Origin of the sequence: Mesorhizobium sp. WSM4308, assembly GCF_002294905.1 — a bacterium.
Lineage (GTDB): Bacteria > Pseudomonadota > Alphaproteobacteria > Rhizobiales > Rhizobiaceae > Mesorhizobium.
Genome location: NZ_NSFW01000011.1, coordinates 65,614 through 90,196, shown reverse-complemented (window position 1 = coordinate 90,196; position 24,583 = coordinate 65,614). Strand labels below are relative to the sequence as shown.

Annotated in this window: 23 protein-coding genes; 1 reads left to right on the top strand and 22 read right to left on the bottom strand. The window is 63.0% G+C overall.

From position 1 onward, the window contains the following. Positions 1-310: 310 nt before the first annotated feature. From CK227_RS20970 to mce, 5 genes are all read right to left on the bottom strand, one after another. The gene (locus CK227_RS20970; RefSeq protein WP_179296434.1) at positions 311-1,039 is read right to left on the bottom strand and encodes an ABC transporter ATP-binding protein; all 729 of its coding nucleotides are present in this window, start codon (positions 1,037-1,039) and stop codon (positions 311-313) included. Further along, on the bottom strand, positions 991-2,277 hold the full coding sequence (locus CK227_RS20965) for a lipoprotein-releasing ABC transporter permease subunit (RefSeq protein ID WP_095773011.1): 1,287 nt from the start codon (positions 2,275-2,277) through the stop codon (positions 991-993). The genes CK227_RS20970 and CK227_RS20965 overlap by 49 nt, the downstream gene beginning before the upstream one ends. Continuing rightward, positions 2,274-3,602: a proline--tRNA ligase gene (gene proS, locus CK227_RS20960; RefSeq protein WP_095773012.1), complete on the bottom strand. Its 1,329-nt coding sequence runs from the start codon at positions 3,600-3,602 to the stop codon at positions 2,274-2,276. Before proS ends, CK227_RS20965 begins: the two co-directional genes overlap by 4 nt. Before the next feature lie 654 nt (positions 3,603-4,256). After that, positions 4,257-4,541, bottom strand: coding sequence for a DUF1467 family protein (locus CK227_RS20955; RefSeq protein ID WP_010910093.1), 285 nt, complete (start codon positions 4,539-4,541; stop codon positions 4,257-4,259). Next, the gene (mce, locus tag CK227_RS20950; protein ID WP_095773013.1) at positions 4,538-4,942 is read right to left on the bottom strand and encodes a methylmalonyl-CoA epimerase; all 405 of its coding nucleotides are present in this window, start codon (positions 4,940-4,942) and stop codon (positions 4,538-4,540) included. Before mce ends, CK227_RS20955 begins: the two co-directional genes overlap by 4 nt. Before the next feature lie 227 nt (positions 4,943-5,169). Here mce and CK227_RS20945 point away from each other — a divergent pair, with 227 nt between their 5' ends. Continuing rightward, positions 5,170-5,964, top strand: a complete 795-nt coding sequence (locus CK227_RS20945; RefSeq protein WP_245318127.1) for an MBL fold metallo-hydrolase — start codon at positions 5,170-5,172, stop codon at positions 5,962-5,964. Between the two features lie 21 nt (positions 5,965-5,985). Here CK227_RS20945 and CK227_RS20940 read toward each other — a convergent pair whose 3' ends face one another. The 17 genes from CK227_RS20940 to CK227_RS20860 form a co-directional block, all read right to left on the bottom strand. After that, positions 5,986-7,656 (bottom strand): ribonuclease J, encoded by a 1,671-nt coding sequence (locus CK227_RS20940; RefSeq protein ID WP_095773015.1) that lies wholly within the window; start codon positions 7,654-7,656, stop codon positions 5,986-5,988. 93 nt (positions 7,657-7,749) lie between these two features. Then, on the bottom strand, positions 7,750-8,571 hold the full coding sequence (locus CK227_RS20935; protein ID WP_095773016.1) for a biotin--[acetyl-CoA-carboxylase] ligase: 822 nt from the start codon (positions 8,569-8,571) through the stop codon (positions 7,750-7,752). A gap of 4 nt (positions 8,572-8,575) precedes the next feature. Continuing rightward, a complete protein-coding gene (gene nuoN, locus CK227_RS20930; protein ID WP_095773017.1) occupies positions 8,576-10,012 on the bottom strand; it encodes an NADH-quinone oxidoreductase subunit NuoN in 1,437 nt (478 codons plus the stop codon). 19 nt (positions 10,013-10,031) lie between these two features. Further along, on the bottom strand, positions 10,032-11,537 hold the full coding sequence (locus CK227_RS20925) for an NADH-quinone oxidoreductase subunit M (RefSeq protein ID WP_095773018.1): 1,506 nt from the start codon (positions 11,535-11,537) through the stop codon (positions 10,032-10,034). After that, positions 11,537-13,510 (bottom strand): NADH-quinone oxidoreductase subunit L, encoded by a 1,974-nt coding sequence (gene nuoL, locus CK227_RS20920; RefSeq protein ID WP_095773019.1) that lies wholly within the window; start codon positions 13,508-13,510, stop codon positions 11,537-11,539. The genes CK227_RS20925 and nuoL overlap by 1 nt, the downstream gene beginning before the upstream one ends. Positions 13,511-13,520: 10 nt before the next feature. Further along, the gene (gene nuoK, locus CK227_RS20915) at positions 13,521-13,829 is read right to left on the bottom strand and encodes an NADH-quinone oxidoreductase subunit NuoK (protein WP_010910101.1); all 309 of its coding nucleotides are present in this window, start codon (positions 13,827-13,829) and stop codon (positions 13,521-13,523) included. 1 nt (position 13,830) lies between these two features. Then, complete coding sequence (locus tag CK227_RS20910; protein ID WP_019858932.1) at positions 13,831-14,451, bottom strand: NADH-quinone oxidoreductase subunit J; 621 nt, start codon at positions 14,449-14,451, stop codon at positions 13,831-13,833. Positions 14,452-14,577: 126 nt separating this feature from the next. Continuing rightward, a complete protein-coding gene (gene nuoI, locus CK227_RS20905) occupies positions 14,578-15,069 on the bottom strand; it encodes an NADH-quinone oxidoreductase subunit NuoI (RefSeq protein WP_032930717.1) in 492 nt (163 codons plus the stop codon). Then, entirely contained in the window at positions 15,069-16,112 is a 1,044-nt protein-coding gene (gene nuoH / locus CK227_RS20900) for an NADH-quinone oxidoreductase subunit NuoH (protein WP_095773020.1), read from the bottom strand. Before nuoH ends, nuoI begins: the two co-directional genes overlap by 1 nt. Positions 16,113-16,114: 2 nt before the next feature. Beyond that, positions 16,115-18,196, bottom strand: coding sequence for an NADH-quinone oxidoreductase subunit NuoG (nuoG, locus tag CK227_RS20895; RefSeq protein WP_095773021.1), 2,082 nt, complete (start codon positions 18,194-18,196; stop codon positions 16,115-16,117). A 73-nt stretch (positions 18,197-18,269) separates the two neighbouring features. After that, a complete protein-coding gene (locus tag CK227_RS20890) occupies positions 18,270-18,965 on the bottom strand; it encodes an NADH-ubiquinone dehydrogenase (RefSeq protein WP_095773022.1) in 696 nt (231 codons plus the stop codon). A gap of 61 nt (positions 18,966-19,026) precedes the next feature. Next, positions 19,027-20,331 carry an NADH-quinone oxidoreductase subunit NuoF gene (gene nuoF / locus CK227_RS20885; RefSeq protein ID WP_095773023.1) on the bottom strand — a complete coding sequence of 435 codons (1,305 nt, stop codon included), beginning with the start codon at positions 20,329-20,331 and terminating at the stop codon, positions 19,027-19,029. A gap of 10 nt (positions 20,332-20,341) precedes the next feature. Continuing rightward, positions 20,342-21,622 (bottom strand): NADH-quinone oxidoreductase subunit E, encoded by a 1,281-nt coding sequence (locus CK227_RS20880; RefSeq protein ID WP_095773024.1) that lies wholly within the window; start codon positions 21,620-21,622, stop codon positions 20,342-20,344. After that, complete coding sequence (locus CK227_RS20875) at positions 21,623-22,813, bottom strand: NADH-quinone oxidoreductase subunit D (protein WP_095773025.1); 1,191 nt, start codon at positions 22,811-22,813, stop codon at positions 21,623-21,625. A gap of 9 nt (positions 22,814-22,822) precedes the next feature. Further along, positions 22,823-23,428, bottom strand: a complete 606-nt coding sequence (locus CK227_RS20870) for an NADH-quinone oxidoreductase subunit C (protein ID WP_095773026.1) — start codon at positions 23,426-23,428, stop codon at positions 22,823-22,825. 4 nt (positions 23,429-23,432) lie between these two features. Beyond that, a complete protein-coding gene (locus tag CK227_RS20865) occupies positions 23,433-24,014 on the bottom strand; it encodes an NADH-quinone oxidoreductase subunit B (protein ID WP_015317338.1) in 582 nt (193 codons plus the stop codon). After that, the gene (locus CK227_RS20860) at positions 24,005-24,370 is read right to left on the bottom strand and encodes an NADH-quinone oxidoreductase subunit A (protein WP_010910112.1); all 366 of its coding nucleotides are present in this window, start codon (positions 24,368-24,370) and stop codon (positions 24,005-24,007) included. The genes CK227_RS20865 and CK227_RS20860 overlap by 10 nt, the downstream gene beginning before the upstream one ends. Between the last annotated feature and the right edge of the window lie 213 nt (positions 24,371-24,583).

Here is a 24,583-nt window from a genome sequence, read left to right as displayed (position 1 = left end):
CCAGTGAGATGACATCCTGAACCAGATCGGTCATAACTCTCTCCTGTTGTTGATATGTTCGCAATTTGTTCTAATTTTGTTTCAATGTCAACGCGCAGAATCCGGCCTCGCCCAGAATCTCCGGGCGATCGGATTGGCAAGGTTAAGGAAAGGTTGACGGCGCGGCGCTTATCAACAGGCCACGACAATGCGTGACGACAGGCCCTCGGCGAGGTTCGACAAACCTGATGAAATTCGTCGAACCTATCTTCGCTGAATCGCCGCTAGATCTGTCGATCTTCCGGTCCGTTCGCCTGAATGTCGGCACAGCCTAAAGCGGAACGACCTTGCCGTCGGCGAGGGTGACGCGCCGGTCCATGCGTGATGCCAGCTCGTGATTGTGGGTGGCGATCAGCGCCGCGAGGCCCGATTGCTTGACCAGCGCGCCCAGCGCCTCGAAGACATAGGAAGCGGTGACCGGGTCGAGATTGCCGGTCGGCTCGTCAGCCAGCAGCACCAGCGGGGCGTTGGCGACGGCGCGGGCAATGGCTACGCGCTGCTGTTCGCCGCCCGAGAGTTCGGACGGCCGGTGCGTGGCGCGCTTGCCGATCTGCATATAGTCGAGCAGTTGCGCGGCGCGCTCGGCCGCTTCCTTGCGTGGCAGACCCTTGATCAGTTGCGGCATCATGATGTTTTCCAGCGCGGAAAACTCCGGGAGCAGATGATGGAACTGGTAGACGAAGCCGACATCGTTGCGGCGGATCGCTGTGCGTTCGTCGTCGGAGAGCCGCCCGCAGGCGCGGCCGGCCAGGATCACATCGCCGGCGTCAGGGCGTTCCAGCAGGCCGGCCGTGTGCAGCAGCGTCGACTTGCCGGTGCCGGACGGCGCCACCAGCGCCACCATCTCGCCGCGCTTCAGCGAGAAATCCGCGCCGTTCAGGATGGTGAGCTTGCGCGGCCCCTGGACATAGTGCCGCTCGACGCTCTTCAGCTCGATAATGACCTCGGCCACTACTCGTACCTCAAGGCTTCGACCGGATCGAGGCGAGCCGCCCGCCATGCCGGAAACACCGTTGCCAGGAAGGACAGGCCAAGCGCCATGATGATGACATAGGTCGTCTCGCGCGGATCCATCTTCGCCGGCAGCTGGCTGAGGAAATAGAGTTCCGGGTTGAACAGCACCTTGCCTGTCATCCAGGAGAAGAACTGGCGGATCGATTCGATGTTGGTGCAGATGACGACGCCGAGCAGCACGCCGGCAAGCGTGCCGGTGACGCCGATCGCAGCCCCCGTCATCAGGAAGATGCGCAGGATGGCGCCGCGCGAGGCGCCCATGGTGCGCAGGATGGCGATGTCGTGCCCCTTGTCCTTCACCAGCATGATCAGTCCCGAAATGATGTTGAGCGCCGCCACCAGCACGATCAGCGTCAGGATCATGAACATGACGTTGCGCTCGACCTGCAGGGCGGAAAAGAAGGTCTCGTTGCGCTGGCGCCAGTCGACCATCTCGATGGGCCGTTGCGCCGCCTCTTCCACCTTCGGTTTCAGCGCGTCGACATTGTCGGGATTGTCGACATAGATCTCGATCGTCTGTGCGCGGCCATCCATGTTGAAATAGAGCTGCGCTTCGGAGAACGGCATGTAGACGATGGACGTGTCATATTCCGACATGCCGACTTCGAAGATCGCCGCGATCTTGTAGCCTTTCATGCGCGGCGTCGTGCCGATCGGCGTCACGTCGCCATCGGGCGAGATGAGCGTAATGGTGTCGCCCAGCGTCAGGCCGAGATTCTCGGCCATGCGCTTGCCGATGGCAACGCCCTCGCCCGAATCGAAACCGGCGAGCGAGCCCTGCTTGATGTTGTTGGCGACGATGGCGATCTTGCCGAGATCTTCGCCGCGTATGCCGCGCACCAGCGCGCCGGTGCCGCCGCCGACATTGCCTTGCGCCAGCACCTGGCCGTCGATCAGGGGAATGGCGTATTTGACGCCGGGCACGCCATTGATGCGGCCGGCGACCTGGGCGTAGTCCTCAAGCGGCGAATCGAGCGGCTGCACGATCAGATGGCCGTTGACGCCAAGGATGCGCGTCAACAGTTCGGCGCGGAACCCGTTCATCACGGCCATGACGACGATCAACGTCGCCACCCCCAGCATGATGCCGAGGAAGGAGATCGAGGCGATGACCGAGATCACCGTCTCCTTGCGCCGCGAGCGCAAATAGCGCCAGGCAACCGTGCGCTCGAAGAAGGAGAACGGGCCAGCGCCCGCCGATCTTGCCGCCGCCGCCTCGCTCATGCGGCGACACCGAAGCGTTTTTTCGCATCGGCGATCGGCAGCGTCTCGCGCTCGCCGGTCCTGCGATTCTTGATCTCGACCTCGCCGGCGGCCACGCCGCGCGGTCCGACGATCACCTGCCAGGGCAGGCCGATCAGGTCGGCGGTGGCGAACTTGCCGCCCGGCCGCTGGTCGGTGTCGTCGTAGAGCACATCCTTGCCGGCGGCGGTGAAGGCGGCATTCAGCTCATCGCTGACACGGTCGCAGTCGGCGTCGCCCACCTTCATGTTGATCAGGCCGATGTCGAACGGCGCTACGGCGTCGGGCCAGATGATGCCGTTCTCGTCATGGCTGGCTTCGATGATCGCCGCGACCAGGCGCGACGGGCCGATGCCGTAGGAGCCGCCGGAAGCGAAATGGTCCTTGCCGTCCGGGCCGGTCACCTTGGCGCCCATCGGCTTGGAATACTTTTCACCGAAATGGAAGATGTGGCCGACCTCGATGCCGCGTGCCGAAACCTTGTCGCCCTCGGGGACCTTTTCCCAGGCGGCCTCGTCATGCATCTCGTCGGTGGCGGCGTAGGGCGTCGTCCACGTCTTGACGATGTCTGATATCTCGCCGTCATTGGCGAAGTCGGTGTCGGCGCCCGGCACGGCAAGCGAAAGATAGTCGCGATGGCAGAAAACCTGGCTTTCGCCGGTATCCGCCAGGATGATGAATTCATGGCTGAGGTCGCCGCCGATCGGCCCGGTGTCGGCGCGCATCGGAATCGCCTGCAGGCCCATGCGCGTAAACGTCCTGAGGTAGGAGACGAACATCCTGTTGTAGGCAGCCCTCGCGCCCTCGAAGTCGAGGTCGAAGGAATAGGCGTCCTTCATCAGGAACTCGCGCGAACGCATGACGCCGAAGCGCGGCCGCACCTCGTCGCGGAATTTCCACTGGATGTGGTAGAGGTTGAGCGGCAGATCCTTGTAGGACTTCACATAGGCGCGGAAGATCTCGGTGACCATTTCCTCGTTGGTCGGACCGTAGAGCATGTCGCGGTCCTGGCGGTCCTTGATGCGCAGCATCTCCTTGCCATAGTCATTGTAGCGGCCGCTTTCGCGCCACAGATCGGCCGACTGGATGGTCGGCATCAGGATCTCCAGCGCGCCGGCGCGGTTCTGCTCCTCGCGGATGATCTGGCAGACCTTGTCCAACACCCGCTTGCCGAGCGGCAGCCAGGAAAAACTGCCCTGCCCCTGCTGGCGGATCATGCCGGCACGCAGCATCAGCCGGTGCGAGACGATCTCGGCTTCGCGCGGATTTTCTTTGAGGATAGGCAGGAAATAGCGCGACAAACGCATGGACTGGTCCGTGAATGAGAACGGCCACGCCAGAATCGGCGCGACGCAGGCTTGCTTGCCCCGGCTTCATAGCCATTTCATGACGGAATGGAAACCCGGGCATGGCGGCACATCAGCGCGCCACGGCCCGGAATCCTCCGGTTTCCGGACCAGGCCGTGCCGGCATTCGGCGTGCCGAACCTCTTCGGTTTTGGCCGTCAATTCTTTGCGCGCGTCAATCCGGAACATGCCGCAAAGGCTCCGTCGAGCCTTGCTGGTCGTTTCCCAAGCAATGCATGCCATACTATTGTGCAGTGCAGCACGAGAATGCCTGTTTCGAGGCAAAATTCTTCGTGACATTTTCATTCGGCTTGGGCTAGTGTGCCGCGATAACCGAGAGGGCGGAGAAAAATCTGCTCTCCTACGCGGTCAAAGTCTTGGGAGGATGCGATCTAGGCGCGGTTACTCGCTGCCGCCGGAAACCGGAAACAGATCGGACGCGTTTAATTGCAAGGCCTCGTGCCTTGCATTTTTTTTGTGCAATCATCTGGTTAGCGCGGCGTGCTGCAAGGTCACATGACCCAGCGTCAGCAAGCGGTCAGTCGTGAAATATGGCGGCATCTCGATCCGCGTCAGTGGCGCATCGACGTCGTCGCGGCACTCTTGCCGGGCGATCTATTTCGCCGGGGTCTGGCCGAAATCCGGCACGATATGCGGGATGTCGTTGAGGCTGTAGCCGAGCCCGTGCGTCAGCCCATAGAAAATGCCCATGAGGATCGCCGTGGCGATGGTGGTGCGGATCACCGCGCGCAGCATGTGCGGCCCGCGCGGCGCGCTTGGAACCGTGCCCAGTGTCACGTCATGATCGTCGTCCTGCGTCCTGACGCTGAACGGCAGTACGGCGAACAGCACCACCCACCAAGTCGCGAAAAACAGGGCGGTGAACGAAACCCAGCTCATGATTGCTCCAGTTCGATCAGCGTGCCGAAGAAATCCTTCGGATGCAGGAACAGCACCGGCTTGCCATGCGCGCCGGTTTTCGGATTTCCGTCGCCCAGCACGCGCGCGCCGGCGGCCTTGAGCTGGTCGCGCGCGGCCAGGATGTCGTCGACCTCGTAGCAGAGATGATGCATGCCGCCTGACGGGTTCTTCGCCAGGAACGCGGCGATCGGCGAGCCCTCGCCCAACGGTTCCAGCAATTCGATCTTGGTGTTGCCGACATTGACGAACACCACCGTGACGCCATGCTCCGGCAAAGCCTGCGGCTCCGTCACTTCGGCGCCAAGCGTGTTGCGGTAGGCGGCAACGGCAGTAGTCAGATCCGGCACCGCAAGCGCGACATGGTTCAGCCGTCCGAGCATGAGCGAGCTATCTCTCTTCTGTCACTGGCTGGCGTCATACGTCAAATCAGCTGAGATCAACAGCCATTCACGAGGCGCGCACTGTCGCACGTTGGTGAACATTCTGACGAATCACGATCGAGGCTATTCCGGCCCGCAACCGCAAAGTACAAACGGCAATGTCTTACATCCGCCCTGCCCGCGCCCGCGTTTTCACCTTCGATCTCGGCTCATTCAAGATTGCCGCCTTGCTCGACGCTGTCGATGTTCGCGACAACCTCGCGGCAGCGTTCGCGGCCAGACAGCCGCCAACCGCGGTGCATCAACTCGCGGTCTCGAACTTCATCGACCGGGATCGATTCGAACATTGTTTCATCCCGACGCTGATCGACACCGGATCCGAAAGGATCCTGTTCGACACCGGATGCGGCGATGAGGGCAGTTCACTCCTGGACTGCTTGAAGGACCTTGGACTCGGGCCTGATGATATCGACGTGGTGGTCATCACCCACGGGCATCCGGACCACATCGGTGGGCTTGTCAGCAACGGCAAACCCGTTTTCGGCCGGGCACGCTATGTGTTCGGCAAAGCTGAATTCGCTTTCTGGACCGAGGCAAGAGCGGTGCGCCCGGCCAGGTTGGCCAACCGTGATCTGTTCCGGCGGATTTGCACCGGACTGGCCGACCGGGCAACGTTCATAGCGCCTGGAGATGAGGTGCTGCCGGGCATTACCGCCGTCGACGCGTCAGGCCATTCCCCCGGCCTGCTGGCATTTCTCGTCGAAAGCGGCGGCCAGCGATTGCTGATCTGGTCGGATGCGTTCCTGCACTATGTCGTGTCCATCCAGCATCCGGAGTGGCATGCGGATTTCGATGATGACAAGGAACGGGCGATCGACACCCGCAAACGTTTGCTGAAGATGGCGGCGGAACAGCGCCTGCTGGTCGCCGGCCATCACATGCCGTTTCCTGGCTTGGGCTACATCGAATCGGTGAACGGCTCTTGTCGCTGGCTTCCGGTCAGCTACCAACTGAACGTCTAGACCAGCGAACCGACGCTACCGTCATCTGGTGACAAACACCGTTACCAGCGGTTTCTTGCCCCAGGCTTCGTTGGCGGCGCCACGCACCGCGCGCCGCACCGCTTCCTGAACCAGGTCGAGGTCCTTTCGCCGCTGGCGGGGAATCGAGTCCACCGCGCCGACAGCCGCATCGATCATCAAATCCTCCAGCGGCTCGCCGCTGGCGTCGGCCTCGGCGACGCCGATGGCGACCAGATCGGGATCACCGGCCAGTTCATATTTGTCGTCGAGCACCACATTGACCGCGACATGGCCGGCAAAGGACAGTTTGCGCCGGTCGCGAATGCCCATCGCCTGGTCGGTGCCGATCAGATTGCCGTCCTTGTAGATGCGGCCGAACGGCACCTGGTCGATAATGGTGGCGGGGCCGGGAGCGAGCCGCAGCATGTCGCCGTCGCGCACCTGCGCCACCTGGCCGATGCCGGAGGTCGACATCAGCGAGCCCTGCGCCACCAGATGCGCCGCCTCGCCATGCACGGGAACGCCGATCCGCGGGCGCACCCATTCATACATCTTGCGCAATTCGCTGCGCCGGGGATGGCCGGAGACATGCACCAGCGCGTCGCCGTCCTCGATGATCTTGATGCCGAGATCGATCAGGCGGTTCTTGATCTCGAGGATCGCCTTCTCATTGCCGGGGATGGTGCGCGAGGAAAACACCACCGTATCGCCCGCCGTCAGCGAAACCGATTTCATCTCGTCGCGCGACAGTTTCGCCAGCGCCGCCAGCGGCTCGCCCTGGCTGCCGGTGCAGATGATGACCAGGTTTTCGCGCGGGATGAAGCCGAAATCCTCCTCGGCAATGAATTCCGGCAGGCCGTCCATATAGCCAAGCTCGTCCGCCACGTCGATGACGCGCTTCAGCGAGCGGCCGAGCACCAGGCACTGGCGGCCGGCATCGCGCGCCGCCTTGGCGATGGAGACGATACGCCCGACATTGGAGGAGAAGGTCGTCACGGCGACCCGACCGACGGCACTCTGGATGACGCCCTTGAGCCCCTCGCCAACCGCCACTTCCGACGGCGATTCCCCTTCCCGCAGCGCATTGGTCGAATCGCAGATCAGCGCCAGCACGCCCTTGTCGCCATAGGCACGGAAACGTGCCTCGTCGGTCTTCGGCCCGATCGTCGGTTCCGGATCGATCTTCCAGTCGCCGGTGTGGATGACGGTGCCGGCCGGCGTGGTGATGGCAAGCGACATCGGCTCCGGGATCGAGTGCGCCACCGGAATGGCTTCTATCTCGAAGGGGCCGACGGTGAATTTCTCCCCGGCCCGGTAGATCGTCAGGGGAATCTTCGGCGCCCCCTGCTCGCCCTGCCGCTTGGCTTCCAGCAGCCCGGCACTGAACGGCGTCATCCACACTGGCGCTTTCAGCCTCGGCCAGATATCGAGCAGCGCGCCATAATGGTCCTCATGCGCGTGAGTGATGACGATGCCGCGCAGATTGGCGAGGTTTTCCTCGATGAAGCGCGTGTCGGGCAGGATCAGGTCGACGCCCGGATGCGCCGCGTCGGGAAAGGTGACGCCGACATCGATGACGATCCATTCGCGCGCGCTCGGCGGGCCGTAGCCGTAGAGGGCGAAGTTCATGCCGATCTCGCCGACGCCGCCGAGCGGCACGAAGACGAGTTCGGCGTTTTCCGCTTTCGCCATGATTTTTCCCTTCCTGGCCCTCAGGCCAAGCCGTTAAAGCAATTCCAGGAAACGTGTCTAACGGTTTTCCGTCCGGAATTGCGCAGAAATAAACTATACTTGAGCGGACGCGACCGCGCCGAAATGCACGTCGCCAGCCGCGATTGTCAGCACCGACCCCTCATCGTCGCGGATCACGAAACGGCAGTCCTCGTCAATGGTCTCGAACACCCCACGCACCACATTACCGTCAATTCTGACGGCTACCTCGCCGCCAAGCCCCGCCGCGCGCGCCAGCCAGCGCCGCCTGACAGTGGCGAGGCCGCGGCCTTCATCCCACAGCCGGGCATTCTCGCTCCAGGCATCGGATAGCGCCAGGAACAGCGTTTCGGCATCGCATGTCGCGCCCAGAGCTTGCAGCGATGTCGCGGGATAAGGCAAATCCGCGGGGTGCGCCACGACATTGACGCCGATGCCGACCGCCACCGCGAAGCGGCCGCCCTCCAGTATAGCCGACTCCAGCAGGATGCCGGCAAGCTTCGCGCCCGAAGCAAGCACATCGTTCGGCCATTTCAACTCGAAACGGTTTTGGCCCTGGCCCGCGCCATCGAGTCCCACGGCAATGCGGCCCTTCGGGACCACGGCATCCAGTGCGTCAGCAAGCGACAGGCCGGCGACGAAACCCAGAGTCGCGGCAAGGCGTAGTTCACCACCGGTGATGACGAGCAAGGTCGCCGCCAGGTTGCCATCGGGCGACACCCAGGCGCGGCCGCGCCGGCCACGCCCGCTTTCCTGCTTCTTGGAAACGACCCACAGCCTGCCCGGGTCACCGGCCCGGGCGTGATCCAGCGCCACCGTGTTGGTGGAGCCGACGCTGTCATGGGCCTCGAGCCGGAACCCTTCCGACGCCGAGGTTGGGGCCAGCCGAAATGCCATCCCGTCAGAAAAATGTCTTGGCGGCGGCTTCGGCATAGGTGCCGATCGGTCCGCCGATCAGCACATAGAACAGCACGAAGGCGCCGCAGACGCCGAGCACGACACGCAATTCGCTGGCCATCGGCACGAAGCCGCCGACCGGTTCGTCGAACCACATGATCTTGATGATGCGCAGATAGTAATAGGCGCCCACCACCGACGCCAGCACGCCGATGATCGCCAGCGCGTAGAGGTTGGCGTTGATGGCGGCGAGGAAGACGTACCACTTCCCCCAGAAGCCGGCGAGCGGCGGAATGCCGGCCAGCGAGAACATCAGGATGGTGAGGATGGTCGCCATGATCGGGTTGGTCGAGGAGAGCCCGGCCAGGTCGCTGATCTGCTCGACATTGCCCTCCTTGCGCCGCATGGCGAGGATGAAGGCGAAGGTGCCGAGCGTCATCACCAGATAGATCAGCATATAAATGGCGACACCGCGCACGCCGGCCTGGCTGTTGGCGGCAAGGCCGACCAGCGCGTAGCCCATATGGCCGATCGAGGAATAGGCCATCAGGCGCTTGATGTTGGTCTGGCCGATGGCGGCAAAGGCGCCGAGCGCCATCGAGGCGATCGAGATGAAGACGATGATCTGCTGCCAGTCGGCGGCGATCGGCTTGAACGCGCCCATGGTGACGCGCACGATCAATGCCATCGCCGCCATCTTGGGAGCCGCCGCCAGGAAGGCCGTCACCGGCGTCGGTGCGCCTTCATAGACGTCGGGCGTCCACATATGGAACGGCACCGCCGAGATCTTGAAGGCGAGGCCGGCCAGCACGAAGACCAGGCCGAAAACAAGGCCGAGCTGCCGCCCGCCGCTGCCGAGCGCCGAGGCAATTTCCTGGAAGCCGGTGTTGCCGGTGTAGCCGTAGACCAGGCTGATGCCGTAGAGCAGCATGCCCGACGACAGCGCGCCGAGGACGAAGTATTTCAGCCCCGCCTCGGTCGAACGCAGATTGTCGCGGTTGATCGCCGCCAGCACGTAGATCGCCAACGACTGCAGTTCGAGGCCGAGATAGAGCCCGATCATGCCGTTGGCCGAAATCATCAGCATCATGCCGAGCGTACACAGCAGGATGAGCACCGGATATTCGAACTTGTCGAAACGCTCCGCCTTGGCAAAGCGCATCGACATGACGAGCGTCACAGCCGAGCCGACCAGCGCCAGCACCTTCATGAAACGGGAGAATGGATCCTGGATGAAGGCGTTGCCATAGGCGCTGCCCTGCCCCGTGGAGAGGATCAGCCAGACGCCGGCGATCACCAGCACCGCGACGGCAAGCCCGGTCACGGTATTGGCGGTGTTGGCGCGCGAATAGGCTCCGACCATCAGCAGCGCGAGCGCGCCGAAGGCAAGGATCAGCTCGGGCGTCGAGAGCGACAGGCTAGAGAGAAGGTCCGGCGTCATGGTTCGCAAAACCCCTGGGTCAGTTCGCCGCCGCGGTCTGCGCGGCGCCGATGGATGCGGTGACATTGGTGACGAGCGATTTGACCGACTGGGCCGTCGCGTCGAAGACGGGAGCGGGATAAACGCCGAAGAAGATGACCAGCGCGACCAGCGGGTAGATGATCACCTTTTCGCGCAGCGACAGGTCGAGCAGCCCTTTCAGGCTGTCCTTGGTCAGCGCGCCGAAGATCACCCTGCGGTAGAGCCAGAGCGCGTAGGCGGCCGACAGGATGACGCCGGTGGCGGCGAAGAACGCCACCCAGGTGTTGACCCGGAAGACGCCGAGCATGGTCAGGAACTCGCCGACGAAGCCACTGGTGCCGGGCAGGCCGACATTGGCCATGGTGAAGACCATGAACACGGTGGCATATTTCGGCATGTTGTTGACCAGGCCGCCATAGGCAGCGATCTCACGCGTGTGCATGCGGTCGTAGATGACGCCGACGCACAGGAACAGCGCGCCCGAGACGAGGCCGTGGCTGAGCATCTGGAAGATCGCGCCCTGCACACCTTCCTGGTTCATGGCGAAGATGCCCATGGTGACGAAGCCCATATGGGCGACCGAGGAATAGGCGATCAGCTTCTTCATGTCCTCCTGCATCAGCGCCACCAGCGAGGTGTAGATGATGGCGACGACCGACAGCGTGAAGACCAGCGGCGCGAACATCTCCGACGCCAGCGGGAACATCGGCAGCGAGAAGCGAAGGAAGCCGTATCCGCCCATCTTGAGCAGGATTGCGGCCAGGATCACCGAACCCGCCGTCGGCGCCTCGACGTGCGCGTCGGGCAGCCAGGTGTGCACCGGCCACATCGGCATCTTCACCGCGAAGGAGGCGAAGAAGGCGAGCCACAGCCAGGTCTGCATGTTGGCCGGGAAGCTGTGCGTCAGAAGCGTCGGTATGTCGGTCGTGCCGGACTGGAAGAACATCGCCATGATGGCGAGCAGCATCAGCACCGAACCGGCGAGCGTATAGAGGAAAAACTTGAACGAGGCATACACGCGCCGCTTGCCGCCCCACACGCCGATGATGATGAACATCGGGATCAGGCCGGCTTCGAAGAAGACGTAGAACAGCACGATATCCAGCGCGCAGAACACGCCGATCATCAGCGTCTCGAGCAGCAGGAAGGCGATCATGTAGGCCTTGACGCGCTTGTCGATCGCTTCCCACGACGCCAGGATGCAGAGCGGCATCAGGAACGTCGTCAGGATGACGAACAGCATGGAAATGCCGTCGACGCCCATATGGTAGGAAATGCCGGAGTCGAGCCAGGCGAATTTTTCGACGAACTGGAAGCCGGCCTGCGAATTGTCGAAGCCGGTCCAGATGAACAGCGAGACGATGAAGGTGAACGTCGTCGTCAGCAGCGCGATGGCGCGGATGTTGCGGCGCGCGTTTTCGCTGTCATCCCTGATGAACAGGATCAGCAGCGCACCAACCAGCGGCAGGAAGGTGACCAGCGAGAGGATTGGCCAGGCGGTCATCAGAGCATCATCCAGGTGACGAGTGCGGCAACGCCGATCAGCATGGCGAAGGCATAATGGTAGAGGTAGCCGGTCTGCAGCTTGACGACGCGGTTTGTGACATCGACGACGCGCGCCGAAATGCCATCCGGCCCGAGACCGTCGATGACGGTGCCGTCACCGATCTTCCACAGGAAATGGCCGAGACGCTTGGCGGGCCGCACGAACAGGAAGTCGTAGAGCTCGTCGAAATACCACTTGTTGAGCAGGAAAGCGTAGAGCAAGCGATGGTTCGCGGCGACGCTCGGGGGCAATTCCGGTGAGCGGATGTAGAACTTCCAGGCCACCGCGAAGCCGATCAGCATCGCGACGAATGGCGACAGTTCGACCCACAGCGGCAGTTCGTGGATTTCGTGCAGGATGTGATTGTCCGGCAGCGTGAACAGCGACGCCTTCCAGAACTCGGCATAGCCTTCGCCGATGAAGGAATTGTGGAAGATGATGCCGGCGAACAGCGCTCCGGCGGCCAGCACGAACAGCGGCACCAGCATCACTGGCGGCGATTCATGCACATGGTGCATCACCTCATGGCTCGCCCGCGGCTTGCCGTGGAAGGTCATGAAGATCAGCCGCCAGGAGTAGAAGGAGGTGAAGCAGGCGGCGATGACCAGCAGCACGAAGGCGAGGCCGGCAACCGAATTGTGGCTGGCAAAGGCGCTTTCGATGATGGCGTCCTTGGAGAAGAAGCCTGCGGTGCCGATGACAGTCACGGGAATGCCAACGCCGGTCAGCGCCAGCGTGCCGATCACCATCATCCAGTAGGTGCTCGGGATCAGCTTTCTGAGGCCGCCCATCTTGCGCATGTCCTGCTCGTCGGAGACGGCATGGATGACCGAGCCCGAGCCGAGGAACAGCAGCGCCTTGAAGAAGGCATGCGTGAACAGATGGAAGATCGCCGCGCCATAGGCGCCGACGCCGAGCGCCACGAACATGTAGCCGAGCTGCGAGCAGGTCGAATAGGCGATGACGCGCTTGATGTCGTTCTGGACGAGGCCGACGGTGGCCGCGAAGAAGGCGGTGAAGGCGCCGATGAAGGTCACCACGGTCAGCGCCGAATGCGACAGTTCGAACAGCGGCGACAGCCGCGCCAGCATGAACACGCCCGCCGTCACCATGGTGGCGGCATGGATGAGCGCTGAGACCGGCGTCGGGCCTTCCATGGCGTCCGGCAGCCAGGTGTGCAGCGGCACCTGCGCCGACTTGCCCATGGCGCCCATGAACAGCAGCAGGCAGACGACGGTCATGGCCGCCTGCTTGTCCAGCGCATGGCCGAGGAAGGTCAGCACGGCAGCACCTTGCGGCGCGCCTTCGGCCGGAACGAACGTCGCCGCATTGGCGAAGATGGTGCCGAGATTGACCGAGCCGAACAGCACGAACACGCCGAAAATGCCGAGCGCGAAGCCGAAATCGCCGACGCGGTTCACGACGAAGGCCTTGATAGCCGCAGCATTGGCCGACGGCTTCTTGTACCAGAAGCCGATCAGCAGGTACGAGGCGAGACCGACGCCTTCCCAGCCGAAGAACATCTGCACGAGGTTGTCGGCGGTCACAAGCATCAGCATGGCGAAAGTGAAGAGCGACAGATAGGCGAAGAAGCGCGGCCGGTTCGGATCGTGGTGCATGTAGCCGATCGAATAGATATGGACCAGCGCCGACACGGTGTTGACCACCACCAGCATCACCACCGTCAGCGTGTCGATGCGCAGCGCCCAGGACGCTTCGAGCCCGCCCGACTGGATCCAGCGCAGCACCGGCACGGTGAACACCTCGCCGTGGCCGAAGCCGACGGTGAAGAAGGCGACCCACGACAGTATCGCGGCGATCACCAGGAAGCCTGAGGTGATGTATTCGGACGCCTTGGCGCCGAGCGCCGTGCCGAACAGGCCGACGATCAGGAAGCCGAGCAGGGGAAGGAAGACGATGGCCTGATACATGGTGGTTCCGTCAACCCTTCATCATGTTCACGTCTTCGACCGCGATCGAGCCGCGGTTGCGGAAGAAGACGACGAGAATGGCAAGTCCGATTGCCGCTTCAGCCGCCGCGACCGTCAGCACGAACAGCGCGAACACCTGGCCGACCAGATCGCCGAGCGCCGCCGAAAAAGCGACGAAGTTGATGTTGACCGCAAGCAGGATCAGCTCGACCGACATCAGGATGACGATGACGTTCTTGCGGTTCAGGAAGATGCCGAACACGCCGAGCGTGAACAGAACAGCCGATACGGTCAGATAATGTGCGATACCGACGACCATCTCAGACTCCTTCGCCCGACTTGACCTTGCGGATTTCCATGCCGGTGGCTGGCGTGCGGCCGACCTGGGCTGCGATCGACTGCCGCTTGATCCCTTCCTTGTGGCGCAGCGTCAGCACGATGGCGCCGATCATGGCAACCAGCAGGATGAGGCCCGAAATCTGGAAGTAGTAGAGGTAGTCGGTATAGAGGATGTCGCCGAGCGCGGCCGTGTTCGAGCGCGTGGCGAGATCGGGAATGGGCTTCGACACCGTCGCGGCCAGCTTCGGCGCGAATGTGTAGCCGCCGAGCACGACAATCAGCTCCGCCGCCAAGATCAGCCCGACCAGCGCGCCGATCGGCGCGTATTGCAGCGCGCCCTCTTTCATTTCAGCGAAGTCGACGTCGAGCATCATGACGACGAACAGGAACAGCACCATGACCGCGCCGACATAGACGACGAGCAGGATCATCGCCAGGAACTCGGCGCCGGTCAGCATGAACAGGCCGGCGGCGTTGAAGAAGGTCAGGATCAGGAACAGCACCGAATGCACGGGGTTGCGCGATGAAATGACCATGAACGCCGACGCCACGGCGACAAAGGCGAAGAGGTAGAAAAAGGCCGCCTCTAGTCCACTCAGCATTGGGGTTCCCCCGGGTTCCTATCCCAAACAGGACGTTCGTCCTGTTTGATTTTTGCGACCGCCTCCGGCCGGCAAGTTTCGTTGTGTCCTTAGACGAGGGCCCTCGCCTCGTCCATGCGTCAAATATCAGCGGTACGGCGCATCCAATGAGATATTGCGCGCGAGTTCGCGCTCCCACCGGTCGCCATTCGCCAGCAGCTTGTCCTTGTCGTAGTAGAGCTCCTCGCGCGTTTCCGTCGCGAATTCGAAATTCGGCCCCTCGACGATGGCGTCGACCGGGCAGGCTTCCTGGCAGAAGCCGCAATAGATGCACTTTACCATGTCGATGTCGTAGCGCACCGTGCGGCGCGTGCCGTCATTGCGGCGCGGGCCGGCCTCGATGGTAATTGCCTGCGCCGGGCAGATGGCCTCGCACAATTTGCAGGCGATGCAGCGTTCCTCGCCATTGGGATAGCGGCGCAGCGCATGCTCGCCCCGGAAGCGCGGGCTGACCGGCCCCTTCTCGTGCGGATAGTTGATCGTCTCCTTCGGCGCGAAGAACTGGCGCATGGACAGGAAGAACGCGCTGACGAAATCTTGCAGCAGCAGCGATTTTGCGGCCTGGGACAAAGCGGACATCACGCAAACCCCGTGATCTTGAGGAAGGCTGCGGTGGCGACCACCATGAACAGCGAGATCGGCAGGAACACTTTCCAGCCCAGCCGCATCAGCTGGTCGTAGCGATAGCGCGGCACGAAGGCCTTCACCATCGAGATGCCGAAGAACACGAAGCAGACCTTCAGCACGAACCAGATGACGCCGGGCACCCAGGTGAAGGGCGCGAAGTCGAAGGGTGGCAGCCAGCCGCCGAGGAACAGGACGGTGGCCAGCGCGCACATCAACACGATCGCGACATATTCGCCGAGGAAGAACAGCAGGAACGGCGTCGACGAATATTCGACCATGTGGCCGGCGACCAGCTCCGATTCGGCTTCGACCAGGTCGAAAGGCGGCCGGTTCGTCTCGGCCAGCGCCGAGATGAAGAAGATGATGAACATTGGGAACAGCGCCAGCCAGTTCCAGTCGAGGAAGGTGTTGGGCAGGCCAAGCCTGGTGCCAAGCCCACCCTGCTGCGACAGCACGATATCGCTGAGGTTGAGCGAGCCGGCGGTGAGCAGCACGGTGACGATGACGAAGCCGATCGAGACTTCGTAGGACACCATCTGTGCCGCCGAACGCAGCGCGCCGAGGAAAGGATATTTCGAGTTCGACGCCCAGCCGCCCATGATCACGCCGTAGACTTCGAGCGAAGAGATGGCGAAGACATAGAGGATGCCGACATTGACGTTGGCGATCGCCCAGCCCTGGTTGACCGGAATGACCGCCCAGGCCGAGATCGCCAGCACCGCCGACACCAGCGGCGCCAGAAGGAACACGCCCTTGTTGGCGCCGGATGGGATGACCGGCTCCTTGAAGACGAATTTCAACAGATCGGCAAAGGCCTGCAGCGTGCCCCAGGGGCCGACGACGTTCGGACCGCGGCGCAGTTGCACCGCCGCCCAGATCTTGCGGTCGGCGTAGAGGATGTAGGCCACGAAGATCAGCAGCACCACGATCAGCACGACCGACTTCAAAAGGATCAGCAGCGCCGGCAGCACGTAGAAGGAGAAAAAGGTGTCCATGCTTATTCCGCCGCCTGCTTGAAGCCGCTCTTGGCCAGTGCCGAGCATTCCGCCATCACGGCCGATGCCCGCGCGATCGGGTTGGTCAGGTAGAAATCCTTGACCGGCGAGGTGAAGGTGCCCTTGTTCAGCCGCCCGCCGAGCTTCGCCACGCCGCCGATGTCCTCGGCATTGCCGGCCGCGACCTGATCGATGCGGGCCAGATGCGGGTACTCGCCATAGAGTTTGGCGCGCAGCTGCGGCAGCGAATCGAACGGCAGTTTCTTGCCCAGCACATCGGACAGGGCCCTGAGGATCGCCCAGTCCTCGCGCGCATCGCCAGGCGCGAAGCCGGCGCGGTTGGTCTGCTGCACACGCCCTTCGGTGTTGACGTAGGTGCCCGACTTTTCCGTGTAGGCAGCCGCCGGCAGGATGACATTGGCGCGGTGCGCGCCGTGGTCGCCATGGGTGCCGATATAGACGACGAAGGCGCCGCCGGTCTTGCCCATGTCGATCTCGTCGGCGCCGAGCAGGAACAGCACGTCCGTTTCGCCCAGCATGGCGGCGACGTCCTTGCCGCCCTCACCCGGCACGAAACCGAGATCGAGGCCGCCGACGCGCGCCGCCGCATTGTGCAGCACGGCAAAGCCGTTCCAGTCGGCGCGAGCGGCATTGACGGCAGCGGCGAGCTTCGCCGCCTGGCCGAGCACGGCCGCGCCGTCGCCCCGCGCCAGCGCGCCCTGGCCGATAATGATCAGCGGATGCGTCGCCTTCTTCAGCGTCTGGAAGAACTTGCCATTGCCGTCGGCCAGATCCTTCAGCGAATCCGGCCCGGCACCGAGCAATTCATACTCGTAGCGCGTGTCGCCGATATCGCCGATGACGCCGACCGGCAGATTGCCGACCCGCCAGCGCTTGCGGATGCGCGCATTGAGTACCGAGGCCTCGAAGCGCGGATTGGCGCCGATGATCAGCACCGCGTCGGCCTGCTCGATGCCTTCGATGGTCGGGTTGAAAATGTAGCTGGCACGTCCGAGCGCCGGATCAAGCGCGGCGCCATCCTGGCGGCAGTCGACATTCTTGGAACCCAGCGAAGCCATCAGCAGCTTCAGCGCGTAGATTTCCTCGACGGCAGCGAGATCGCCTGCAATGGCGCCGATCTTCTCGGGCGAGGTCTTCGACACCGCGTCCTTGATCGTCGCGAAGGCTTCGGCCCAGCTTGCCGCAACCAGTCTGCCGTCCTTGCGCACATAGGGGCGGTCGAGGCGCTGCGTGCGCAATCCGTCCCAGATGAAGCGGGTCTTGTCGGAAATCCACTCCTCGTTCACCTGCTCGTTGACGCGCGGCAGGATACGCATCACTTCACGGCCACGGCTGTCGATACGGATCGCCGAGCCGACCGCATCCATCACGTCGATGGATTCGGTCTTGGTCAGTTCCCAGGGCCGCGCCTGGAAGGCGAAGGGCTTGGAGGTCAGCGCACCGACCGGGCACAGATCGATGACATTGCCCTGCAGTTCCGAGGTCATCGCCTGTTCGAGATAGGTGGTGATCTCGGCGTCCTCGCCGCGGCCGATCAGGCCGAGTTCGGAAATGCCGGCGACTTCCGTGGTGAAGCGGACGCAGCGAGTGCAATGGATGCAGCGGTTCATCACCGTCTTGACCAGCGGCCCGATATACTTGTCTTCGACCGCCCGCTTGTTCTCATGATAGCGCGAGGAATCGACGCCGAAGGCCATGGCCTGGTCCTGCAGGTCGCACTCGCCGCCCTGGTCGCAGATCGGGCAATCCAGCGGATGGTTGATCAGCAGGAACTCCATCACGCCTTCCCGGGCCTTCTTGACCATCGGCGTGTTGGTGAAGATTTCCGGCGGCTCGCCATTGGGGCCGGGGCGCAAATCGCGCACACCCATGGCGCAGGACGCCTGCGGCTTGGGCGGCCCGCCCTTCACCTCGATCAGGCACATGCGGCAATTGCCGGCGATCGACAGCCGCTCATGGAAGCAGAAGCGCGGCACTTCCGCGCCCGCGTCTTCCGCCGCCTGCAGCAGCGTGTAATGGTCGGGTACAGTGATCTCTTTCCCGTCGACCTTGAGCTTTGCCATTCGCTTCAAACCCCTGCGGATTTCCCGCAATCTCATTTCCCGGGCGCGACAGACGCGGCGCCCGGCATTGCATTCACTTCTTCGCGGCCAGCACAGCCGCCTGCGCAGTCCAGTCGTCACGGCCGATTCGGCCGTTGAACGACAGATAGTCGTCGACCCAGGCGATCTCCTGCGGCGACCAGACGGCGATCTGGGCATAGGTCCAGATGCCGAGCCCGTTCAGCACCTTTTCCAGCTTCGGGCCGATGCCAGATATCGCCTTGAGGTCGGACGGTTTCGCCGGCTTGTCGATCGCCTTGGGCTGCCTGAAATCCTCGGGCAGCAGCACATCCGCGGTCTCGCCGGCCGCCGGAGCGACATTCACCGCCGGCGCCGTGGTCGCGGCTTCCTTGGCGGCGATGTCGGTGACCTCCTGCGCGAAGGACTGCGCCTCGGCAATCATGGTCTTGGCCGTCGCCCGCGCCCTGACGGACGACGAACTCGCGTCCTCGAATTGCTCGACGCGTGCCTCGAAATCCTCGATCAGCGGCTGCATGAGGCGCTGTGATGCCTCGGCGGCGCCCGAAAGCGCGCCCAGCCAGACGCCGAACGCATGATTGGCAAACCCAATGCCAAGTGCCGACATCGCCGCCGCGCCCGCGACAGGGTGCACGAAAAGGTTGATGGCGCTGGCCATCTCCTTCGGCATCATCCTGGTCAGGTCCTGGTTCATCTTCTCGATCTGGTCCAAATTGGGCATCAATGGGTAGGGTGTCGAATACGGCGCCATAGAGTTCTCCCGGTCGTTTCTTCGTTCGCCCCGCCCCGTTATTCCAGCATTCAAAAATCTACTATTCCGCCGCCACCATCACCGGTTCGGCCCGATGCGCGTTGCGCGAAAACTCGTCGATACGCCGCTCCACCTCGCCGCGGAAGTGCCGCATCAGGCCCTGGATCGGCCATGCCGCCGCGTCGCCCAGCGCGCAGATCGTGTGGCCCTCTACCTGCTTGGTGACGTCGAGCAGCATGTCGATCTCGCGCTTCTGCGCCTCGCCGCGCACCAGCCGCTCCATCACCCGCCACATCCAGCCGGTGCCTTCGCGGCACGGCGTGCACTGGCCGCAGCTCTCATGCTTGTAGAAGTAGGACAGCCGCGCGATCGCCTTCACGATATCGGTCGACTTGTCCATGACGATGACGGCGGCCGTGCCCAGGCCGGATTTGAGGTCGCGCAGCGCGTCGAAATCCATCGGCGTGTCGATGATCTGCTCGGCCGGCACCAGCGGCACCGAGGCGCCGCCGGGAATGACCGCCAGCAGATTGTCCCAGCCGCCGCGAATGCCGCCGCAATGCGTCTCGATCAGCTCGCGGAACGGGATCGACATCGCCTCCTCGACGGTGCACGGATTGTTGACGTGGCCGGAGACGCAGAACAGCTTGGTGCCGACATTGTTGGGCCGGCCGAAGGACGAGAACCAGGCAGCCCCACGGCGCAGGATGGTTGGCGCCACCGCGATCGATTCGACATTGTTGACCGTGGTCGGGCAGCCATAGAGGCCGACATTGGCCGGGAATGGCGGCTTCAGCCTGGGCTGGCCCTTCTTGCCCTCAAGACTTTCGAGCAACGCGGTCTCTTCACCGCAGATATAGGCGCCGGCGCCGTGATGCATGTAGACGTCGAAATCATAGCCGGACGTGTTGCCCTTGCCGATCAGCTTGGCCTCATAGGCCTCGTCGATGGCGCGCTGCAGCGCCTCGCGCTCCCTGATGAACTCGCCGCGCACATAGATGTAGGCGGCGATCGCGCCCATGGCGAAGCCGGCGAGCAGCGCTCCTTCGACCAGCGTGTGCGGATCGTTGCGCAGGATGTCGCGGTCCTTGCAGGTGCCAGGCTCGGATTCATCGGCGTTGATGACGAGGTAGCTTGGCCTGCCGTCGCTCTGCTTAGGCATGAACGACCATTTGAGGCCCGTCGGGAAGCCGGCGCCGCCGCGACCGCGCAGGCCGGACGCCTTCATCTCGTTGACGATCCATTCGCGGCCCTTGGCGACGATGCCGGGCGTGTTGTCCCAGGCGCCGCGCGCCATCGCGCCGGCCAGTGACTTGTCGAAGAGGCCGTAAATGTTGGTGAAGATGCGGTCTTTATCCTGAAGCATTTTTCGTCCCTCAGACCGGCTTCTTGCCGAAGACGCGGATGTATTCGGCGACGCCGCCCTTGGCGAGCGCCTTGGCCTGCTTGACCCAGTCGTCGCGCTCGATACGGCCCTGGAAGGAGAGATAGCCGTCCACCCACTCGCGCTCGGCCTTCTTCCAGGAAGCGACCTGCGCGAACGTGAAGATGCCCAGCGTATGCAGGACGCCCTCTATCTTCGGGCCGACGCCGGAGATCAGCTTGAGATCGTCCACCGCGGTCGGCCTGTCGATCCCGGCCGGGCGGTTCTTGTCTTCCAGCGACGGTTTCGTCGGCTTGGCGGCCGGCGCCTTGGCTTCCGGCGCCTTGAAGGCAGCGGCCGGTTCGGCCTTGGATCTGGGCCCGTTGCGCTGCTTGGAGACCTTCTCGACTTCCGGCGCTGCCTTATTGGCATTGGCGGCCGAATGCAGCGGCGCCGAAACGCTCGCCGCCTTTTCCGCCGCCGGTGCCACCTTGGTCTTTGAGGGTGTCTTCAGCGCCGGGCTGGTCTCGAGCGCGTCGGTCTTCGGCTTGCTGGCTTTGGACGGCGCGACCGGAGCGGCAGCGGGCGCCGGAACGGGCGCGGCGATGATCGCGTCGGGTGCCGCCTTGGCGGCCTTGGCTGCTTCCCTGGCCTCGCGGTCGCGGGTCGACTTGAGGATCGCCTTTTCGCTTTTCAGCGTCGTCAGGCCGGAGGCCGGCTCCGAGCCGGTGCGGCCGTTCTGCGGTCCTGGCGCCACCGAAGCGCCCTTGCCCGCATCATAGAGATCGATGATTTCGGCCAGCCGTTCCGGCGTCAGGTCCTCGAACGTATCCTTGAAGATCATCACCATCGGCGCGTTGACGCAGGCGCCGAGGCACTCGACCTCTTCCCACGACAAGGTGCCCTTGTCATTGGTGTGGAACTGGTCGTGATGGATTTTCGAGCGGCACATATCCATCAGCGCTTCCGAGCCGCGCAGCATGCAGGGCGTGGTGCCGCAGACCTGGATGTGCGCGCGGGTGCCAACGGGATTGAGCTGGTACTGCGTGTAGAAGGTCGCGACCTCGAGCCCGCGAATCCTGGGCATGCCGAGCATGTCCGAAATCGTCTCGATCGCCGCCTTGGTGACCCAGCCTTCCTGCTCCTGCGCCAGCATCAGCAGCGGAATGATCGCCGACTGCTCGCGGCCCTTCGGGTACTTCTTGATCCATTGCTTTGCCGCTGCCGCGTTCGCCCGGTTGAAGGCGAAGGATGCTGGCTGGACGCTGGCTTCTGCGAGACGGCGGACTGACATTTAGCGATCGACCTCACCAAACACGATGTCGAGGGAGCCAAGAACGGCGGTGACGTCGGCCAGCATGTGGCCGCGGCAGAGGAAATCCATGGCCTGAAGATGCGCGAAACCGGGCGCGCGCAGCTTGCAACGGTACGGTTTGTTGGTGCCGTCGGAAACGAGATAGACGCCGAACTCGCCCTTCGGCGCCTCGACGGCCGCATAGACCTCGCCGGCCGGCACGCGATAGCCCTCGGTGTAGAGCTTGAAGTGGTGGATCAGCGCTTCCATCGAGCGCTTCATCGCCTGCCGCTTGGGCGGCACGACCTTGCCGTCGAGGTTCGACACTGGGCCGGTGCTTTCCTTGCCGAGCAAGAGATCGACGCATTGCCGCATGATCCTGGCCGACTGGCGCATTTCTTCCATGCGCACGAGATAACGGTCGTAGCAGTCGCCGTTCTTGCCGATCGGAATGTCGAAATCCATTTCCGAATAGCATTCGTAGGGCTGCGACTTGCGCAGGTCCCAGGCCGCGCCGGAACCACGCACCATGACGCCCGAAAAACCCCAGGCCCAGGCATCGGCCAGCGAAACAGTACCGATATCGACATTGCGCTGCTTGAAGATGCGGTTGCCGGTCAGCAGACGATCGAGGTCATCGATCGATTTCAGGAACGGGTCGATCCACTTGCCGATGTCCTCGACCAGCTGGCGTGGCAGGTCCTGGTGGACACCGCCGGGGCGGAAATAGGCGGCATGCATGCGCGAACCGCTGGCGCGCTCATAGAACACCATCAGCTTCTCGCGCTCGACGAAGCCCCATAGCGGCGGGGTCAGCGCGCCGACGTCCATCGCCTGCGTCGTCACATTGAGGATGTGCGACATGATGCGGCCGATCTCGCAGTAGAGCACGCGGATCAGTTGGCCGCGCTTCGGCACCTCGATGCCGAGCAGGCGCTCGGCGGCCAGCGCGAAGGCGTGCTCCTGGTTCATCGGCGCGCAATAGTCGAGCCGGTCGAGATAAGGGATGGCCTGCAGATAGGTTTTTGCCTCGATCAGCTTTTCCGTGCCGCGGTGCAGCAGCCCGATATGCGGATCGACGCGATCGACGACCTCGCCATCGAGCTCCAGCACAAGGCGCAAAACGCCATGCGCCGCAGGGTGTTGCGGGCCGAAGTTGATGTTGAAATTGCGGACGGAGGTTTCAGCCATTCTGGCGCCTCAATTCGTCTTGGCTTTTTCATCGCCCGGCAGGACGTAATCCGTCCCTTCCCATGGCGAGAGAAAATCAAAATTGCGGAATTCCTGCTTGAGTTCGACCGGCTCGTAGATGACGCGCTTGGCTTCGTCGTCGTAACGCACTTCGACAAAACCGGTCAGCGGAAAATCCTTGCGCAGCGGATGGCCTTCGAAACCATAGTCGGTCAAAAGGCGGCGCAGGTCGGGATGACCGGAGAACAGCACGCCATAGAGGTCGTAGGTCTCGCGCTCGAACCAGTCGGCTCCGGGATAAACGCCGGTGATCGAGGGCACCATCGTCTCCTCGTCGGCCTGCACCTTGACGCGGATGCGCACATTCTGTTTCGGCGACAACAAGTGATAGACGACGTCGAAGCGCTTGGCCCGCGACGGATAGTCGGCGCCGCAGACATCGATGATCGAGATGAACTGGCAGCGCGCATCGTCGCGCAGGAAGGTCACGACTTCGATGAGGTCGCGCGGCTCGACATGGATGGTCAGCTCGCCATAGGCGAGCACCGCGTCATTGACGCGACCAATCAGCCTTTCGCCGAGATAGGTCGACAGTTCGCTAAGGGATGCGGCCATGGATTTACCGTTCGATCGTGCCGGTGCGGCGGATTTTCTTCTGCAGGAGAAGAATGCCGTAGAGCAAAGCTTCGGCGCTCGGCGGGCAGCCGGGCACATAGATGTCGACCGGCACGACGCGGTCGCAGCCGCGCACCACCGAATAGGAATAGTGGTAGTAGCCGCCGCCATTGGCGCAGGAGCCCATCGAGATGACGTAGCGCGGCTCGGGCATCTGGTCGTAGACCTTGCGCAGCGCCGGCGCCATCTTGTTGGTCAGCGTGCCGGCGACGATCATGATGTCGGACTGGCGCGGCGACGCGCGCGGCGCGACACCGAAGCGCTCCGAGTCATAGCGCGGCATCGAGGTGTGGATCATCTCGACTGCGCAGCATGCCAGACCGAAGGTCATGAACATCAGCGAGCCGCTGCGCGCCCAGGTGATCAGCGCCTCGGTCGAGGTGACCAGGAACCCCTTGTCGGCGAGCTCATTGTTGATTTCGAGGAAGAAGGGATCGTCCTCCCCCACCGGCCGACCGGTGTTGGGATCGATGATGCCCTTCGGCTTCGGCGCGACGAGGGTGCCTGAACTGTCGTTCAATCCCATTCCAGCGCTCCTTTTTTCCATTCATAGGCAAAGCCGATGGTCAGCACTGCCAAAAACACCATCATCGACCAGAAACCGAGCATGCCGATCTTCGAGAAGGACACGGCCCAGGGAAACAGGAAGGCCACCTCCAGATCGAAGATGATGAACAGGATCGACACCAGGTAGAAGCGGATGTCGAATTTCATGCGGGCATCGTCGAACGAGTTGAAACCGCACTCGTAGGCGGAAAGCTTTTCGGGATCGGGATTGCGGTAGGCCACCAGGAACGGTGCGGCCAGCAGCGCCAGGCCGACGACCAGCGCCACGCCGATGAACAGGACGATGGGCAGGTACGAACTGAGAAGTGCGTTCATGCAGCGGCTTTCCGTTGGCGCCAATCCACTTTGATTACAGCACCGGACCTTAATGCGGAAGCGTGACAGATTAACCGCTGAACCGTTTTAAGGGGCCTATGCTGCAACGCGGCGAGGGTTAGCGCAGCACTTCCAGCGAAGCAAGTCAAACCTTGTTCAAAACGCCGGCCTGGACGGCATATCCGGAGAAACTGGTCCGATCCCCTCCTGTTT

Excerpts from the sequence above, each read along its gene's own strand:
- mce (WP_095773013.1), bottom strand. The coding sequence starts at position 4,942 with ATGCTCGGACGGCTGAACCATGTCGCGCTTGCGGTGCCGGATCTGACT.
- CK227_RS20880 (WP_095773024.1), bottom strand. The coding sequence starts at position 21,622 with ATGTCAGTCCGCCGTCTCGCAGAAGCCAGCGTCCAGCCAGCATCCTTC.
- CK227_RS20910 (WP_019858932.1), bottom strand. The coding sequence starts at position 14,451 with ATGCTGAGTGGACTAGAGGCGGCCTTTTTCTACCTCTTCGCCTTTGTC.
- nuoK (WP_010910101.1), bottom strand. The coding sequence starts at position 13,829 with ATGGTCGTCGGTATCGCACATTATCTGACCGTATCGGCTGTTCTGTTC.
- nuoF (WP_095773023.1), bottom strand. The coding sequence starts at position 20,331 with ATGCTTCAGGATAAAGACCGCATCTTCACCAACATTTACGGCCTCTTC.
- CK227_RS20940 (WP_095773015.1), bottom strand. The coding sequence starts at position 7,656 with ATGGCGAAAGCGGAAAACGCCGAACTCGTCTTCGTGCCGCTCGGCGGC.
- nuoI (WP_032930717.1), bottom strand. The coding sequence starts at position 15,069 with ATGTCCGCTTTGTCCCAGGCCGCAAAATCGCTGCTGCTGCAAGATTTC.
- CK227_RS20925 (WP_095773018.1), bottom strand. The coding sequence starts at position 11,537 with ATGACCGCCTGGCCAATCCTCTCGCTGGTCACCTTCCTGCCGCTGGTT.
- nuoN (WP_095773017.1), bottom strand. The coding sequence starts at position 10,012 with ATGACGCCGGACCTTCTCTCTAGCCTGTCGCTCTCGACGCCCGAGCTG.
- CK227_RS20860 (WP_010910112.1), bottom strand. The coding sequence starts at position 24,370 with ATGAACGCACTTCTCAGTTCGTACCTGCCCATCGTCCTGTTCATCGGC.
- CK227_RS20890 (WP_095773022.1), bottom strand. The coding sequence starts at position 18,965 with ATGGCGCCGTATTCGACACCCTACCCATTGATGCCCAATTTGGACCAG.
- proS (WP_095773012.1), bottom strand. The coding sequence starts at position 3,602 with ATGCGTTTGTCGCGCTATTTCCTGCCTATCCTCAAAGAAAATCCGCGC.
- CK227_RS20935 (WP_095773016.1), bottom strand. The coding sequence starts at position 8,571 with ATGGCATTTCGGCTGGCCCCAACCTCGGCGTCGGAAGGGTTCCGGCTC.
- CK227_RS20965 (WP_095773011.1), bottom strand. The coding sequence starts at position 2,277 with ATGAGCGAGGCGGCGGCGGCAAGATCGGCGGGCGCTGGCCCGTTCTCC.
- nuoH (WP_095773020.1), bottom strand. The coding sequence starts at position 16,112 with ATGGACACCTTTTTCTCCTTCTACGTGCTGCCGGCGCTGCTGATCCTT.
- CK227_RS20955 (WP_010910093.1), bottom strand. The coding sequence starts at position 4,541 with ATGAGCTGGGTTTCGTTCACCGCCCTGTTTTTCGCGACTTGGTGGGTG.
- CK227_RS20865 (WP_015317338.1), bottom strand. The coding sequence starts at position 24,014 with ATGGGATTGAACGACAGTTCAGGCACCCTCGTCGCGCCGAAGCCGAAG.
- nuoL (WP_095773019.1), bottom strand. The coding sequence starts at position 13,510 with ATGTATCAGGCCATCGTCTTCCTTCCCCTGCTCGGCTTCCTGATCGTC.
- CK227_RS20875 (WP_095773025.1), bottom strand. The coding sequence starts at position 22,813 with ATGGCTGAAACCTCCGTCCGCAATTTCAACATCAACTTCGGCCCGCAA.
- nuoG (WP_095773021.1), bottom strand. The coding sequence starts at position 18,196 with ATGGCAAAGCTCAAGGTCGACGGGAAAGAGATCACTGTACCCGACCAT.
- CK227_RS20870 (WP_095773026.1), bottom strand. The coding sequence starts at position 23,428 with ATGGCCGCATCCCTTAGCGAACTGTCGACCTATCTCGGCGAAAGGCTG.
- CK227_RS20970 (WP_179296434.1), bottom strand. The coding sequence starts at position 1,039 with ATGGCGGGCGGCTCGCCTCGATCCGGTCGAAGCCTTGAGGTACGAGTA.